The organism is Ancylobacter sp. G4_0304 (genome assembly GCF_047501495.1).
Lineage (GTDB): Bacteria > Pseudomonadota > Alphaproteobacteria > Rhizobiales > Xanthobacteraceae > Ancylobacter.
Genome location: NZ_JAZDRM010000012.1, coordinates 69,189 through 83,427 on the forward strand (window position 1 = coordinate 69,189; position 14,239 = coordinate 83,427).

Below are 14,239 nucleotides of genomic sequence, written 5' to 3' on the forward strand. Positions count from 1 at the left end.
CGCTTCGCAGAGCGGCCCAATCGCCACGTGGCCCCGTGGCAATCCGTGGCTCATAAGTGGATGTCACGCTGCGAGAGATGCGCTGGGCCATTTTGGTCGCCCAGCATCGCAGCCTGCGGCAAGCTGCCGAAGCATTGAGTGTTCGACAATCGACCCTCAGTCGCCACCTTCGAGAGCTCGAACATCAGCTCGGCGCGGTACTTTTTGAACGCACGAACGGAGGTACGCGCCCCACTGTTGAGGGGCAGGAATTTCTGGAAGTCGCAAGGCGCATAATAGAGGAGACCGAGAATCTCGCGACACGATTGGGAAGGCGATCGCGAGGGGAAACGGGACGCCTAGCCATCGGCGTGCAAGCTTCCCTCTCGGCAGGTAACCTCCGTGCTACGCTGATCGATCAGCACCGCCGCTTCCCTGAGGTTCGCACCAGGCTCGTCGACGGAGCAATTGACCATCTCGTTTCAGATCTCGCGAGCTCTGCGATCGACGTCGCCTTCGTGATCGACAACCGCCGATGGAATGGAAAGTCACTATCCGTATGGAGCGAACGCCTCATCGTGGCCTTTCCAGTGGATCACCCGCTCGCAGGGCAAGAATTGGTGCACTGGCACGATCTGAGAAATGAGGTTGTGCTGCTGCCACAGCGCGGACCGGGCCCTGATTTCCTAAGGCTCCTTACCCGACACTTCGGCCGCCTCGACACTTGCGATCTTCAGCAACATGATGTTTCTCTGGATCGGCTTATGACACTTGTCGGGGCTGGGTTGGGTATTTTGCTCGCACTCGAGGGTGCGACGGGCGCCAGCTATCCAGGTGTTGCTTATCGGGAACTCCACGACGATGGAGGCCCGACGCGGCTAGGCTTCCATGCGATCTGGCGACACGAGAACGGTAATCCGTCCCTGCGCCGTTTCCTCGACATGCTGCGCGAGCGCTATCCCGACTTCTCGGCGGAACCTTCGCCGCCGTGACCAAAGCTTCTACGCGCCTTGGCGAAGGCGCGGTCGGTCGCCATGAATCGCTCGATCATCGGCACGATGAGCTTCGAAGGCTCGGGCGCCGTTTGGCCGCTCGCCCGGCCGAGCACCTGAGCGTAGGCGACGAGATCGCGATGCACGGCGGCCGGCAGTTCGACGCTCATCTTGACCGGCTTGTCGTCGGCCAGCGGTCCGAGCTTGAGCTTCGTCATGGAGTCCCTCCCTGTCCGTAGGGCGCCAGCACCAGGTCGCGCGTCACAACGACGCGAACCGGAAACCCCGGGCGAATGGTGAGAGTCGGTTGGATATTGAGCTCGCGTTGAACGATCTGCTGGCCCGTCTGGCTGATGCTATTGGATGCGCCAGAGCGGATCGCCTGCGTCAGGTTGTTCTCGTCCTGGCTCGTACCGGCTTCCGCGCCGACGCTAAGCAGCGTCGACAGCACAGCGGCCTTGAACAGCTTGCCCCAATGATTGTCGACCTGGTCTTCGAGCCCGGCATAGCCTTGCGTATCGGCGCCCGGTTGCCGCTCCAGCACGATGGAATTGCCGTCCGGCATGATGATGCGCGTCCAGACGAGAAGGATGCGGCTCTGACCGAAGGCGACCGAGCTGTCGTATTGACCGATCAGCTTGGCGCCCTGCGGGATCAACAGGTATTGCCCGGTCGGGCTGTCGTAGACGGCCTCCGTCACCTGGGCAGTGATCTGGCCCGGAAGGTCGGAGCGGATGCCTGTGATGAGCGCCGCGGGGATCACGGTTCCCGCCTGCACGACATAGGGCGAAGCCTTGGCTTCGAGACGGTCGGGGCTGACCGTTCGCTTGTCCGTCGCGGCGTCGAGAAACGCAGTCTTGCGATCCTGCATGTTCTGCGCGGACCCGGCATCGACGGGTGGCGTGGGTGTCGGACCGCCCTGTGTCGGCGTCGCCGGCGGAGCAACGAGGCCGACCGGCTGCGGCTGCTGATTGGTCTGGGCGAACAGGCGGCTTACGCGCGCTGCCTCGGTCTCCTGAGCCAGCCGCTGCGCCGCGGGATCGGACGTGGTTGCCGAAACGCTGGTATTTGGCGCGGCGCCGGCATTCAGGATGGGTTTGCCGAGATCTCCGGGCAACGGCGGCCCAAGTGGGGGCGCCTGGCGCGGAAGGCCGGTATAGTCTTTCGGCAGCCCGGCCAGCCCCTCGGCCGAGGGGCGGCTTTGGGTGCTGAGCAGCTCCTGCCCCGTCTGCGACTTGTTCCGGGTCTGAAGGGCGTAGCCGAGAGCGCCGGCGACCGCGAGGGCCGACACAGCGCCGAGCGTGATCAGCACCTTGCGCGAGAGGCGCGTGACGCGCGGTCGCTCGCCCCGGAGCCGCAAATCGGGCGGCACGACAGGCGCTGGCGCCAGCGCTTGTTCTTCCGGTTCGTCCGTCATGACCGCGGCCTTCCATCGGTGCGCACGATGCGGACGCGACGCTCACTGTCTTTGTCGCCGAGACGAAGTTCGGCCGCGGCGAACAGGCGGTCGACGATGTAGTAGTTGGCGCGAACGCGATAGTTCACCAGTTCGGAGCCGCCGGCCGGACCGATGACGAAGAGCGGCGGCATCTCGCCCCGACGAATGCCGGACGGAAATTCGATGTAGACCTTCTGGCCGTCGTCGAAGGCGCGCAGCGGCCGCCAGGCGGGATTGTCACCCTCGATCGCATAGCGGAAGTTGATCGCGGCGAGATCGACGCCGGTGGCGATCGGCGCGGCTGTTTCGGCTGCCGCATTTTGTTGGCGCAGCGCGATGAGCTGGTCTTCGGGATATTGCCAGGAGACCGACGCCATATAGGTCTTCTCGGTCGAGCGCAGCTCCAGGAGATAGGTCCGCCGATCGGTGTTGATGACGAGGTTCGTCATCAGGTCCGGCCGGGTCGGCTTCACCAGGATGTGGACCTTCTTGGTCGGACCCGCGCCGCTTTCCGTGTCGCCGATGATCCAGCGCACGGTGTCGCCGGCGGCGACCGGCCCCGTGCCGACGAGCTGTTCGCCCTCCTGCAGGGCAATGTCGGTGATCTCGCCGGGCGCCGTGTAGGCCTGATAGAGCGCACCCGCCGAATAGGGATAGACCTGCACGGCATTGATGAAGCCGTCGCGCACGGGCTGCACGCGGGCGGCGGCATTCGCGCGATTGACGCGCACCTCTGGATCGGGCGATTGCGGCGGTGCCTTCCCGGCCGCAACGGGCTTCAACTGCCCGGGCAGCGGCAAGGGCTTCGGCAGCTCGACGATCTTCACCGGCGTCGGGGGATCGACGGATAGCTTCGCGGGCACGGCGGTATCGTAGTTGATGTCAGGCGGAATGAACTTGTGGGCGCAGCCCCCGAGCGCCGTCACGGACAGCAGCAGAGCCGCGAAGCCGGATTTACGGAAAGGCGCAAAGCCGCCCTTCCGGCTCGGTTGAGAGACTGAAAGACGTGAAGCCGGTCCGCCGGCTTCCATGGAAATCGGCGGGGTCATTGTCCCAGCTCCTTCGACCAGTTGATGGCAGTGACGTAGATGCCGAGCGGGTTCTTGCGGAGCACGTCGGCGGAGGTTGGCGGCTGGATCGCGACGGTGAGGATCGCGGTCCAGCGTGAGGTCTCGGCGAGCGCGCCGTCCTGATAGCGGTGCTCGAGCCACTCGACCCGGAAGCTGGACGGCGATGCGCGGATCACGCTCGAGACGTCGATCGAGATTTGCTGGTGACCCAGCTTGGCGAAGGGGTCGTTGGCGCGGGCGTAGTCGTTGAGCGCCTGCGAGCCCGAGGTGGTGGTGAAGTCGTAGGCCTGCAGCCAGTTCTGCCGCACGATGATCGGGTCGGCCGGCAGCGAGCGGACCATCTCGATGAAATGGGCGAGATACCAGGCGATCTCCGGGTCGCTCGGGGCATAGTCGGCCGTAGCCGGCGCGACAGCCTGAGCCTGGCCGAGCTTGTCGACCTGCACCACCCAGGGAACGATGCTGCCGTGGGTGGACTGCCAGACCAGGCCACCGGCCAGACCCATCGAAAGCGCGAGTGAGCCGAAGGCCATCAGCCGCCAGTTCTTCGCCTGCACCCGGGCCGAACCAATTCGCTCATCCCAAGCTTGGGCGGCGCGCTGGTAGGGCGTCTCGGGTTCGGGGGTACGGCCGTAGCGGACCGTGGATCGGCGAAAGAGCGCCATTGTCTATTCTCCCGAAAGATCGACGGAATGGCCGCCGCCGTGGCTGTCACCGGATCTGAGGACATGCGCCGCGGTGGTCGCGCCCTGGTGGATCGATTGATTGCGTCGCATCCGCTGCGCCCAAGCGGGAGGACTGGATCCGCTGGAACTCGGCGTAGGGGCGGCCGCCTCGCCGCCGCTGACGGTTCCTTTCGTCGAAGAGCCGCCCGTGGCCGCGAAACTCGACCTCGCGCCGGCGGCGAAGCTGTCGCGCATCGAGCCTGCGGCCTGAGCTGCCGCGCGCCGCATTGGTGCTGAGGCCGCGGCCGCCGCGGCCCGACCGACACCGCCAAGACCAGCGGCCATGCCCGACGCGCCGGACCGGCCGGCGGAGGCCAGGCTGTAGGCGGAAGAGGCGCCACCGGCCATCGCCGCACCACCACGGGCCGCGGCCGCCGTCCCCGACGCAGCGGCCATCGCTCCCCTTCCGGCGAGGCCCAGCGCGCCAGCGCCGGCCATGGCGGTGCCGGCGACGGCAAGGCCAGTGCCGACGGCAGCGCCCGCGCCGAGTTGCGGCGCGCCGGAGACGAGACCCGTGGCGATGCCGGGCCCAAAGATGCCGAGGCCCAGCATGGCCAGCGCCGCGAGCACGACGGACAGCGCCTGCTCGATGGTCGGCTGGCCGCCGGCATAGGTCTGAGTGAACTGCGAGAAGAGGCCGGTGCCGATGCCGACGATGACGGCGAGCACCATCACCTTCACGCCGGAAGCGACGATGTTGCCGAGCACCTTCTCGGCAAGGAAGGCGGTCTTGTTGAAGAGGGCGAAGGGGATGAGGATGAAGCCGGCGAGCGTCGTCAGCTTGAACTCGATCAGCGTGACGAAGAGCTGCACCGCCAGGATGAAGAAGGCGATCAGCACCAGCAGCCATGACACCATCAGGACCGCGATCTGGACGAAGTTCGCGAAGAAGCTGGTGAAGCCCATCATCTGGCTCGCGGCATCGAGCAGCGGCTGGCCCGCGTCGAGGCCGACCTGCGCGAGGTGGCCGGGCTGAAGAAAGGTGGCGGTCGAGATCGTCGAACCCCCGGCCTTCAGGCCAAGGCCCGCGAAGCTGTTGAAGACGATGGAGGAGAGATTGTTGAAGTTGGTGATGATGAAGGCGAAGAAGCCGATGTAGAGCGTCTTCTTCACCAGACGCTGGAGGATGTCCTCGTCGGCGCCCCAGGCCCAGAACAGGCCCGCCAGGGTGATGTCGATGACGATCAGCGTCGAGGAAAGATACGTCACCTCGCCTTTGATCAGGCCGAAGCCGGAATCGATGTAGGTCGTGAAGGTGTTGAGGAAGGTGTCGATGACGCCGACATTGTTCATCGTGCGTCTCCTGAAGTGGGGGTGGCCGGCGCGACGGCGCCCGGGGGCGATGGCGGCAGCGGCCGCGCCGGCCGGCCGAAGAAGCGCCGGCGGTTCTCCTCCCAGACCGCCACGCAGCGCGCGTCCTCGGCATCCGCTGGGCCGAGCGCACTACAGCGGCGCAGCTCGGCCGTGAGGTCATCGGTGGCTGGTGCGATGATGGTCGGAGGCGCTTCGGCGACCGGCGCCGCCGGACGCCGGTTTATCGCCGCGAGGGCGGCGATGAAGCACGCGATCAGAGCGACGATCGCGGCGGCGCGGAAGATGTCCGACCGGCCCAGCATCGCCGCGCCTCAGTTGCCGGAGAACATCGTGACGTTGCCGGGCTGGTAGCCGCTGCGCGTCGAGAAGGTCTTGTAGTTCTGCTGCCCCTGCGCCTCGGCGGCGGCGACGCGCGCCTGCTCCAGCGCGTCGGCACGGCCTTTCGCCGACAACACGGCAACGACGTCGGAGAGCTGCTGGGATTGCAGGGCCAGAAGCTGGTTGCCGGCTTGCGCCGCTTGGAGCGCGCCGGTCGCATTCTGGCTGGCCGACACGAGCGAGGTCATCGCGCTGGAATTGGTCGGGATGTTGCCGACCACGCCCGCCTGAACCTTCAGGCTGTCCTCGAAAGCCGCGACCGAATTTTGCCAGCGCTGCTGAGCATTGGCGACCATCGTCGTGGTCGAGCCCGTGCCCGCTGCGCTGCCATAGCTGGTCGAATAAGCTTGCTCGATCCGCTGGACGTTGAAGGCGATGTTTTGCGCTTGGCCGAGCAGCGACTGGGTCTGTGCGATCGATGACTGAAGCTGGGTCAGCGTCGACATCGGCAGGGTGGCGAGATTGCGCGCCTGGTTGACCAGGCTCGTCGCCTGATTGGTCAACATCTGGATCTGGTTGTTGATCTGCTGCAGCTCGCGCGCGGCCGTCAGCACGTTCTGGCTGAAGTTGGTCGGGTCGTAGACGATCCATTGCGCCGAAGCCGGCGGCACGGCGACGGCCAGGGACAGCACGACGGCGCTTGCCGCCGCCATAAGGCGCAGCTTGATCATGATGACGTCTCCAGGTTGGTCAGCTCGGGAATGAGATCGGCGGCCCAGAGAAGCTCGCGATCGGCGAGCCAGGTGGGCGTGAAGGCCTCACGGCCGCTCTCGGCGATGACGCGCTCGATTGCGGCGTGGTCTTGCTTGGAGGAGGCGGCGCAGAACGCCAGCGCGACCGGCCCGAGCCCCAGCTCGAACAGCCGGTTGCCGCGGCGGGATTGGCAGTAGTAGTCCCGCTTTGGCGTCGCCCGCGCGAGGATCTCGATTTGGCGATCGTTGAGGCCGAAGCGCCGGTAGATCGCCGTGATCTGCGGCTCGATCGCGCGTTCGTTCGGCAGGAAGATGCGTGTCGGGCAGCTCTCGACGATGGCGGGCGCGATGTTGCTGCCGTCGATGTCCGAGAGCGATTGCGTGGCGAAGACGACGGAGGCGTTCTTCTTACGCAGCGTCTTCAGCCATTCGCGAAGCTGTTGCGCGAAGGCCGGATCGTCGAGGACCAGCCAGCCTTCGTCGATGATCAGCAGCGTCGGTCGGCCGTCGAGGCGCCCCTCGATGCGATGGAAAAGATAGGTCAGCACGGCGGGCGCAGCGCCGGCGCCGATGAGGCCCTCGGTTTCAAAGGCCTGCACCGTGGCTGTGCCGAGCTGCTCGCTCTCGGCATCGAGCAGGCGCCCCGACGGTCCGCCGACGCAATAGGGCTGGAGTGCCTGTTTTAGCGCGGTCGATTGCAGCAAAACCGCAAGGCCGGTGATCGTGCGCTCGCCGACGGGTGAGGACGCGAGCGAGGTCAGCGCCGACCAGACGTGCTCCTTGGCTGTCGGATCGATGGTGACCCCTTCCTGGGCGAGGATAGCCGCCACCCATTCGGCCGCCCAGGCGCGCTCGGCCTGATCATCGATCCGCGCGAGCGGCTGGAGGGAGACGGAGTGCTCAGATCCCGCCGACAGGCTGCCCCCGAGATCGTGCCAGTCGCCGCCCATGGCCAGCGCGGCCGTCCGGATCGATCCGCCGAAATCGAAGGCGAAGATCTGGTTGTTCCGGTAGCGCCGGAACTGCATCGCCATCAGGGCCAGGAGTACGGACTTGCCCGCGCCGGTCGGGCCGACGATCAACGTATGGCCGACGTCGCCGACATGGAGGCTCAAGCGGAACGGCGTGGACCCCTCCGTCTTGCCGAACAGCAGCGGCGGAGCCTGGAAATGCTCGTCGCGTGCCGGCCCGGCCCAGACCGCTGAAAGCGGGATCATGTGGGCGAGATTCAATGTCGAGACCGGAGGCTGGCGGACGTTGGCGTAGGCATGGCCGGGGACGGAGCCGAGCCACGCCTCCAGCGCGTTCACACCTTCCGGCATGCAGGTGAAATCGCGGCCCTGGATCACCTTTTCGATCAGGCGCAGCTTCTCCGCTGCGAGGCCGGCGTCTTCGTCCCAGACTGTGACAGTGGCGGTGACATAGGCCTGGCCCACATCGTCGGAGCCCAGCTCCTGAAGTGCCAAGTCCGCGTCGGCCGCCTTATTGGCCGCATCGCTATCGAGCAGCGTCGAGGCCTCGTTAGTCATCACCTCTTTGACGATGGCGGCGATCGACTTGCGCTTGGCGAACCATTGCCGCCGGATCTTGGTCAGCAGCTTCACCGCCTCGGTCTTGTCGAGGAGGATCGCACGGGTCGACCAGCGATACGGAAAGGCGAGCCGGTTCAGCTCATCGAGGATGCCGGGATGAGTCGTGGTCGGAAATCCGACCACGGTGAGTGTCCGCAGATGATGGGCGCCGAGCCGCGGCTCAAGTCCGCCGGCGAGCGGCTCGTCAGCGAGCAGCGCATCAAGGTGCATCGGCGTCTCGGGGACGCGCACGCGGTGCTGCCGTGTTGAGATCGTCGAGTGCAGATAAGTCAGCGTGTCGCCGTCATCGAGCCAATTGACCTCGGGCATGAACCCTTCGACCAGTTGCAGGACGCGGTTGGTTCGATCGACGAAGCCGTGCAGCAGTTCCCACGGATCGACACCTGTCTGCGACCGGCCTTCAAAGAGCCAGCCTTCCACCCGTGAGGCGTCCTCGGCCGGCGGGAGCCAGACGAAGGTCAGGAAATAGCGGCTCTCGAAGTGGGCACCCGCCTCCTCGAAGGCGTCCTGCCGTTCGAGATCGACCAGGGCGGATGCCGGATCAGGAAACGTCGAATGCGGATAGGTCTGGGCGGCGATCCGCTGCGCCTCGACGAAGATCGCCCAGCCGGAGCCGAGCCGGCGCAGCGCGTTGTTCAACCGCGCGGTGACGCCTACCAACTCGGCCGGCGTCGCGCTGTCGAGGTCCGGTCCGCGAAAACGGGCGGTGCGCTGGAACGAGCCGTCCTTGTTGAGGACGACACCCTCACCGACGAGAGCGGCCCAGGGCAGGAAGTCGGCGAGGCCGGCAGGACGATGGCGGTATTCGGCAAGATTCAGCATGGCGGCCTCACACCCCCAGATGTGCGGGGTAGCGAAGGTGCCGGCGCACCACGTCGACGAATTGGGGGTCGCGTTTCGCCGCCCAGACGGCCGCGGCATGGCCAACGGCCCAGATGAGCGCGCCGGGGATCCAAAGACGCAGGCCGAGCGCGATCGCCGCCGCCAAGGTGCCGTTGGCGATCGCCACGGTCCGCGGCGCGCCGCCCATCAGAATCGGGTCGGTGAGCGCGCGATGGACCGGCGCGAAGAAGCCGGGCACGTCGGGATCGACGATCGCGGCCATCAGACCAGCGCCCCGCCGCTGAACGAGAAGAAGGACAGGAAGAAGCTCGATGCGGCGAAAGCGATCGAGAGGCCGAACACGATCTGGATCAGCCGGCGGAAGCCGCCCGAGGTATCGCCGAAGGCAAGCGTCAGGCCGGTCACGGTGATGATGATGACCGAGATGATCTTGGCGACCGGGCCCTGCACCGATTCCAGGATTGAGTTGAGCGGTGTCTCCCACGGCATCGAAGAGCCGGAGGCATAGGCGGCGGGCGCGAAAGCCAGTGTGAGCGTGGTCAGCGTGACCAGTTCGACGAGGCGGCGGCGGGAATGGCGAGCGACAGCGAGAACGCGGTTCATGAGGGATCTCCGAGGGACGAGGGGTCGCCGCCCGCCCCGGCGGACTGGAGGCAGTAATCGCCGGTGGCGGGATCGAGGCCGGCGACGAGAGCGAGTTCAGAGAGGCGGCGCTCTGAGCCGCGGCCGCGCAGCACCGCGACGAGATCGATGGTTTCGGCGATCAGCGCCTTGGGGACGGTGACGACGGCTTCCTGGATGAGCTGTTCGAGGCGACGGATCGCGCCGAGCGCCGTGCCGGCATGGATGGTGCCGATCCCGCCGGGGTGGCCGGTGCCCCAGGCCTTGAGCAGGTCCAGCGCTTCGGCGCCGCGGACTTCGCCGATCGGGATGCGGTCGGGCCGAAGGCGCAGCGAGGACCGGACAAGGTCGGACAGCGAGGCGACGCCATCTTTGGTGCGCATCGCGACGAGGTTCGGCGCGCGGCATTGCAGTTCGCGCGTGTCCTCGATTAGCACCACGCGGTCACTCGTGCCGGCGATCTCGGCCAGGAGCGCGTTGGTGAGCGTCGTCTTGCCCGTGCCGGTGCCGCCAGCGACGAGGATGTTCTTGCGCGACGCGACGGCCCCACGCAGCAACGCCGCTTGACCAGCGGTCATGGTGCCAGCGTTGACATAATCGTCGAGGGTGAAGACGGCGACGGCGGGCTTGCGGATCGCGAAGGCCGGCGCCGTGACGACGGGCGGCAGCAGCCCCTCGAACCGCTCTCCCGTCTCAGGCAGCTCGGCCGAGACACGCGGGCGTTCCGCGTGAACCTCGGCGCCGACGTGGTGCGCGACAAGGCGCACAATCCGCTCGCCGTCGGCGGCCGATAGAGTCCGACCGCTATCCTCCAGGCCGCCGGAGAGCCGATCGATCCAGAGCCGGCCGTCGGGATTCAGCATCACCTCGACGATCGACGGGTCTTCGAGGAAGGCGGCGATGGCCGGGCCGAGCGCGGTGCGCAGCATGCGCGCACCGCGTGAGAAGGCCTCGGAATAGAGCGGAGCAGCCGCCACGATCGTCCCCGTCATTGGCCAATCGCGACACGCGAATGGCGACGGGGATGATTAGAAGAGGCAATAAATAGGGCGATTCAACAAGTATTCAGATGGCGTAGGAGGCAAGCGTAGTGGAGAGAAAAAATACTTGCTGGGTGCGGACCGGCCCTCCTTCGGTAGTAGCGCTGATTGTAAGTTGTCCAAGCCGTCAGCTTTCGAGGTAGCGGGCGGCGAAACCGCACATTCACCGAGCGACCTCAACGCGGCAGGCAGACTCCTTGCGGACACTCGAAATGTCCGTAGCCGGGCGCACGAATTTGGCTGATTGGCTCACGTGAGTAAGGGTCATCCAGAGCAGCTGGGTTTTCAAAAGATCGGCGCGTTGCCGCAATCAGCGAACGGATGCGGCGTAACGACTTCACTCCGGCTTTTAAGAGAGAAAGGGATATGTTGTCAGCGACCTCGCTGGTCGTAAGATAGACCGATGAGCTACTTCAGCGATGCGTACAGCGCTTTTCGCTATCCTCTCCAGGTGGGTGAAGAGCCGGGCTTTAGGCTTGCGCAGCTCGGCGCGATCCACGCCGTCGGCGCCCATTTTGCCAACCGTACCGAGCCCGGCATCGTCACCATGCCCACCGGATCCGGAAAGACAGCCGTTCTGATCTCGGCGGCGTTCGTTCTCCGAGCAACCCGGGTGCTGATCATCGCACCCAGCCGGCTCGTCCGGGAACAGATCGCGGAGGAGGTGCAGAGCCTCAAGACTCTCAGGGGTGCCGGTGCCGTACCTGAGAACATACCGGCGCCGCGCGTCTTCGCCACGAACAAGCGCGTGTCGACGGCCGCGGAATGGGAGGCCATGCGGGATTTCGATGTGGTCGTTGGCACCATCCAGAGCATCAGCCCCGAATATGAGGAAATACCGGAGCCCCCGGCTGACCTCTTTGACGTGGTGTTGGTCGACGAAGCGCACCACAGCCCGGCGAGGACTTGGCAGAGCGTGCTCGACCACTTCGCGGGGGCAAAGCGCGTTCTCTTCACGGCTACGCCCTTTCGACAGGACCAGCGGGAGATCAAAGGGCGCTTCATCTTCACTTACGATCTTCGGCAGGCCTTCGAGGACGGAATTTTTGGCGAGATCGCGTATGCGCCCGTCGCTCCGCGACAGAACGAGTCGAGCGATCTTGCAATCGCGAGGGCCGCCGAACGACAGTTCACGGTGGATCGAGACGCCGGACTTCAGCACCGCATCATGGTGCGAACCGACAGCCGAAAGCGGGCATCTGAGCTTGCCGAAGTCTATGCGAACAACACGGGGCTCAGGCTGAGCATCGTGACCGGGGACAAGTCGCTCCGGTACGTGAAAGGAATTGTCAGGAAGCTTGCGGACGGCGACTTGGACGGCATCATCTGCGTCAACATGCTGGGCGAGGGCTTCAACTTTCCGAGCCTGAAGATAGCCGCGATCCACTCGCCCCACCGCTCGCTCAGCGTCACGCTCCAGTTCATCGGGCGCTTCGCCCGGACGGCTGGCGAGAACCTTGGACGCGCGTCGTTCCTGGCGGTGCCTTCTGAAATTCAGATCGAGGCCGAGCGGCTCTATGACACCCGCGCCGTGTGGCAGGACATGGTGCAAAACTTGAGCGCCACGCGTGTGCAGCAGGAGGCGCAGGTGCGAGAAGTCCTGGAGACATTCTCGCCGGCTGACATCACCTCAGAGGATCTTGAAGACCTCTCCCTCTTCGTGCTCGAACCTTACTACCACGTGAAGGTCTACCAACTCAGCGAAGCGGTCGACATTGAGAAGGACGTGGATTTCCCCGAGCCGCTACATGTCATCTACAAGAGCGTCAGTGAGGCCCACAACTCCGCCATTTACATCACGCGGGAAATTAGCCTGCCGCGGTGGACTACCGATGACCGGCTTTCGATCGTGCAGCCGGACCTCTTCATCTTCTACCAGGACCCCGACACAAATCTCCTCTTCATCTGCGCTTCTCGCCGCGTCGAAGGCCTGTACGAGCAGCTGGCATCTACATTCTTAGAGGCCGACCCTCGGCCGCTACCGTTGGTGCGTTTGAACCGCGCGCTGAATGAGCTCGGAACGCCGGAGTTCTTCAACGTAGGCATGCGCAATCGTGTGGCAGCCAACACCACGGAGTCCTATCGGATCATCACGGGCTCCAACGCGGACAGGGCTATCCTCAAGAGTGACGGGCGCCTCTATCACCGGGGACACGTATTCGGCCGAGCCACCGACGCGGGGAACCCAGTGACCATCGGGCTAAGCAGCGCGTCCAAGGTGTGGAGCAACAAAAGCTCCAAGCTTCCTGAACTCATCGAGTGGTGCACGACGCTCTCTCGCCGCATCGACAGCGGGCTTAATCCCACGACCGGTTCGGGCCTTGATTTTCTCGAAGTCGGGCAAGAGATCGACGCGCTACCTGCCGGAATAATCGATGTCACGTGGCCGGCGAGCGTGTATCGAAGCGCGTACTTCATCGCTTTTGACGACACTCACGGAGTTCGGCAGCGCGAACCTCTCCTAGACTTCGATCTCGAAGTCGACCGCCAGTCGAGCACCGCCGACGCCGTCGTGGTCGAAATGCGTCACGCCAAGGGCTTTCAATACCGCTTCACCTTTTCGTTTGAGACGGACCGGTTCTTCGAGCCCGAACAGGGCGCGCCTGAGGGCTGGGTGGAGTTGGACCGGCATGAGGTGCCGCTTGCCAACTTTCTGAACGAGGAACCCCTCCCGTTCTACACGGCGAACTTGGCGCTCGTGCAGGGATTCAACATCCTCACCCCACCGGAAGGGGATGCGCCTGTCTTCGACGCAGAAACCATTGAGCCCGTGGATTGGGACGGAGGAAACGTGGACATCGTGCGGGAGTTCGGGGCTGCAGCAGCCGGAAAAGTATCGGTGCACAGCTACCTCGAAGCCCAACTCGGAGCTTCCGCCGCGGAGGTCGTCTACTACGATCACGGCACCGGCGAGATCGCCGACTTCATCGAGTTTGAAAAGGGAAACGAGAAGCTGATCATCAGGCTATACCACTGCAAGGGAGCCACGGGCGCTGCGCCCGGTCATCGGCTCGGCGACATCTACGAGATCGCCGGTCAGGCGGTGAAGTCTGTCACTTGGGCCTTGAAGCAGCGCATCTTTTCCAACGTCCGCAGACGCTTCAACGGCAACATCGGTAGCCACCGGTTTGTCCGGGGCGATCTTGATACCCTCGCGGGCATCATTGACGAGGCTACACCTGCGCAGATCGAGTTCGAGTTCATTGCAGTCCAACCTGGTTTGCAGAAGGCTGGCTTGCCAGCCGAATTAGGGAACCTGTTGGCCGCTGCAAGCGACCACCTGGTCCGAGGCGGTTTCCGACCCCTTCGGGTGATGGGTTCCAAGTAGGGACTGAGATCTCGCCGAATTGCCGCGCCTTGCATTCGCAGGCCCCGCCTCCGAGACGCTGTCGCCACACGTATGCGGCTGAGCTTTGTGTACGGTTGTTCGCCAGCAATCTCTGGTCGGCTCCAATCTGGGCGACCCCAGGGCCGCAGCCTTAACGAGTTCCGCGCCGGACTGGTCTTCTAAAGGTCTGCTACCCTCGGAGCGCGAAATGTCTGGCGCAACCAAGA

General features: G+C 65.0%; 13 protein-coding genes. 2 read left to right on the forward strand and 11 right to left on the reverse strand.

Annotation, left to right across the window (positions count from 1 at the left end):
* The first annotated feature begins 56 nt into the window (after nucleotides 1-56).
* Nucleotides 57-971: a LysR family transcriptional regulator gene (locus tag VRZ77_RS09020; protein WP_414592325.1), complete on the forward strand. Its 915-nt coding sequence runs from the start codon at nucleotides 57-59 to the stop codon at nucleotides 969-971.
* Here VRZ77_RS09020 and VRZ77_RS09025 read toward each other — a convergent pair.
* From VRZ77_RS09025 to trbB, 11 genes are read right to left on the reverse strand one after another with little or no spacing between them, the layout of a single operon-like run.
* Nucleotides 935-1,189: a DUF2274 domain-containing protein gene (locus tag VRZ77_RS09025; protein ID WP_414592326.1), complete on the reverse strand. Its 255-nt coding sequence runs from the start codon at nucleotides 1,187-1,189 to the stop codon at nucleotides 935-937. The genes VRZ77_RS09020 and VRZ77_RS09025 overlap by 37 nt on opposite strands.
* A complete protein-coding gene (locus tag VRZ77_RS09030) occupies nucleotides 1,186-2,388 on the reverse strand; it encodes a TrbI/VirB10 family protein (protein WP_414592327.1) in 1,203 nt (400 codons plus the stop codon). The genes VRZ77_RS09025 and VRZ77_RS09030 overlap by 4 nt, the downstream gene beginning before the upstream one ends.
* Entirely contained in the window at nucleotides 2,385-3,458 is a 1,074-nt protein-coding gene (gene trbG, locus VRZ77_RS09035; RefSeq protein ID WP_414592328.1) for a P-type conjugative transfer protein TrbG, read from the reverse strand. The genes VRZ77_RS09030 and trbG overlap by 4 nt, the downstream gene beginning before the upstream one ends.
* Complete coding sequence (gene trbF, locus VRZ77_RS09040) at nucleotides 3,455-4,144, reverse strand: conjugal transfer protein TrbF (protein WP_414592329.1); 690 nt, start codon at nucleotides 4,142-4,144, stop codon at nucleotides 3,455-3,457. The genes trbG and trbF overlap by 4 nt, the downstream gene beginning before the upstream one ends.
* A 3-nt stretch (nucleotides 4,145-4,147) precedes the next feature.
* A complete protein-coding gene (gene trbL, locus VRZ77_RS09045) occupies nucleotides 4,148-5,497 on the reverse strand; it encodes a P-type conjugative transfer protein TrbL (RefSeq protein ID WP_414592330.1) in 1,350 nt (449 codons plus the stop codon).
* Nucleotides 5,494-5,820: a putative entry exclusion protein TrbK-alt gene (gene trbK-alt, locus VRZ77_RS09050; RefSeq protein ID WP_414592331.1), complete on the reverse strand. Its 327-nt coding sequence runs from the start codon at nucleotides 5,818-5,820 to the stop codon at nucleotides 5,494-5,496. The genes trbL and trbK-alt overlap by 4 nt, the downstream gene beginning before the upstream one ends.
* A gap of 9 nt (nucleotides 5,821-5,829) precedes the next feature.
* Nucleotides 5,830-6,567 carry a P-type conjugative transfer protein TrbJ gene (gene trbJ, locus VRZ77_RS09055; RefSeq protein WP_414592332.1) on the reverse strand — a complete coding sequence of 246 codons (738 nt, stop codon included), beginning with the start codon at nucleotides 6,565-6,567 and terminating at the stop codon, nucleotides 5,830-5,832.
* Nucleotides 6,564-9,002: a conjugal transfer protein TrbE gene (gene trbE / locus VRZ77_RS09060; protein WP_414592333.1), complete on the reverse strand. Its 2,439-nt coding sequence runs from the start codon at nucleotides 9,000-9,002 to the stop codon at nucleotides 6,564-6,566. Before trbE ends, trbJ begins: the two co-directional genes overlap by 4 nt.
* Before the next feature lie 7 nt (nucleotides 9,003-9,009).
* On the reverse strand, nucleotides 9,010-9,285 hold the full coding sequence (locus VRZ77_RS09065) for a VirB3 family type IV secretion system protein (RefSeq protein WP_012554597.1): 276 nt from the start codon (nucleotides 9,283-9,285) through the stop codon (nucleotides 9,010-9,012).
* The gene (locus tag VRZ77_RS09070; RefSeq protein ID WP_414592334.1) at nucleotides 9,285-9,626 is read right to left on the reverse strand and encodes a TrbC/VirB2 family protein; all 342 of its coding nucleotides are present in this window, start codon (nucleotides 9,624-9,626) and stop codon (nucleotides 9,285-9,287) included. The genes VRZ77_RS09065 and VRZ77_RS09070 overlap by 1 nt, the downstream gene beginning before the upstream one ends.
* A complete protein-coding gene (gene trbB, locus VRZ77_RS09075) occupies nucleotides 9,623-10,636 on the reverse strand; it encodes a P-type conjugative transfer ATPase TrbB (RefSeq protein WP_414592335.1) in 1,014 nt (337 codons plus the stop codon). The genes VRZ77_RS09070 and trbB overlap by 4 nt, the downstream gene beginning before the upstream one ends.
* 451 nt (nucleotides 10,637-11,087) lie before the next feature.
* On the opposite strand from trbB, the gene VRZ77_RS09080 reads away from it, so the two are divergent.
* A complete protein-coding gene (locus VRZ77_RS09080) occupies nucleotides 11,088-14,012 on the forward strand; it encodes a DEAD/DEAH box helicase (RefSeq protein ID WP_414592336.1) in 2,925 nt (974 codons plus the stop codon).
* Nucleotides 14,013-14,239: the final 227 nt, after the last annotated feature.

Excerpts from the sequence above, each read along its gene's own strand:
- VRZ77_RS09025 (WP_414592326.1), bottom strand. The coding sequence starts at position 1,189 with ATGACGAAGCTCAAGCTCGGACCGCTGGCCGACGACAAGCCGGTCAAG.
- VRZ77_RS09030 (WP_414592327.1), bottom strand. The coding sequence starts at position 2,388 with ATGACGGACGAACCGGAAGAACAAGCGCTGGCGCCAGCGCCTGTCGTG.
- trbG (WP_414592328.1), bottom strand. The coding sequence starts at position 3,458 with ATGACCCCGCCGATTTCCATGGAAGCCGGCGGACCGGCTTCACGTCTT.
- trbF (WP_414592329.1), bottom strand. The coding sequence starts at position 4,144 with ATGGCGCTCTTTCGCCGATCCACGGTCCGCTACGGCCGTACCCCCGAA.
- trbL (WP_414592330.1), bottom strand. The coding sequence starts at position 5,497 with ATGAACAATGTCGGCGTCATCGACACCTTCCTCAACACCTTCACGACC.
- trbK-alt (WP_414592331.1), bottom strand. The coding sequence starts at position 5,820 with ATGCTGGGCCGGTCGGACATCTTCCGCGCCGCCGCGATCGTCGCTCTG.
- trbJ (WP_414592332.1), bottom strand. The coding sequence starts at position 6,567 with ATGATCAAGCTGCGCCTTATGGCGGCGGCAAGCGCCGTCGTGCTGTCC.
- trbE (WP_414592333.1), bottom strand. The coding sequence starts at position 9,002 with ATGCTGAATCTTGCCGAATACCGCCATCGTCCTGCCGGCCTCGCCGAC.
- VRZ77_RS09065 (WP_012554597.1), bottom strand. The coding sequence starts at position 9,285 with ATGGCCGCGATCGTCGATCCCGACGTGCCCGGCTTCTTCGCGCCGGTC.
- VRZ77_RS09070 (WP_414592334.1), bottom strand. The coding sequence starts at position 9,626 with ATGAACCGCGTTCTCGCTGTCGCTCGCCATTCCCGCCGCCGCCTCGTC.
- trbB (WP_414592335.1), bottom strand. The coding sequence starts at position 10,636 with ATGACGGGGACGATCGTGGCGGCTGCTCCGCTCTATTCCGAGGCCTTC.
- VRZ77_RS09080 (WP_414592336.1), top strand. The coding sequence starts at position 11,088 with ATGAGCTACTTCAGCGATGCGTACAGCGCTTTTCGCTATCCTCTCCAG.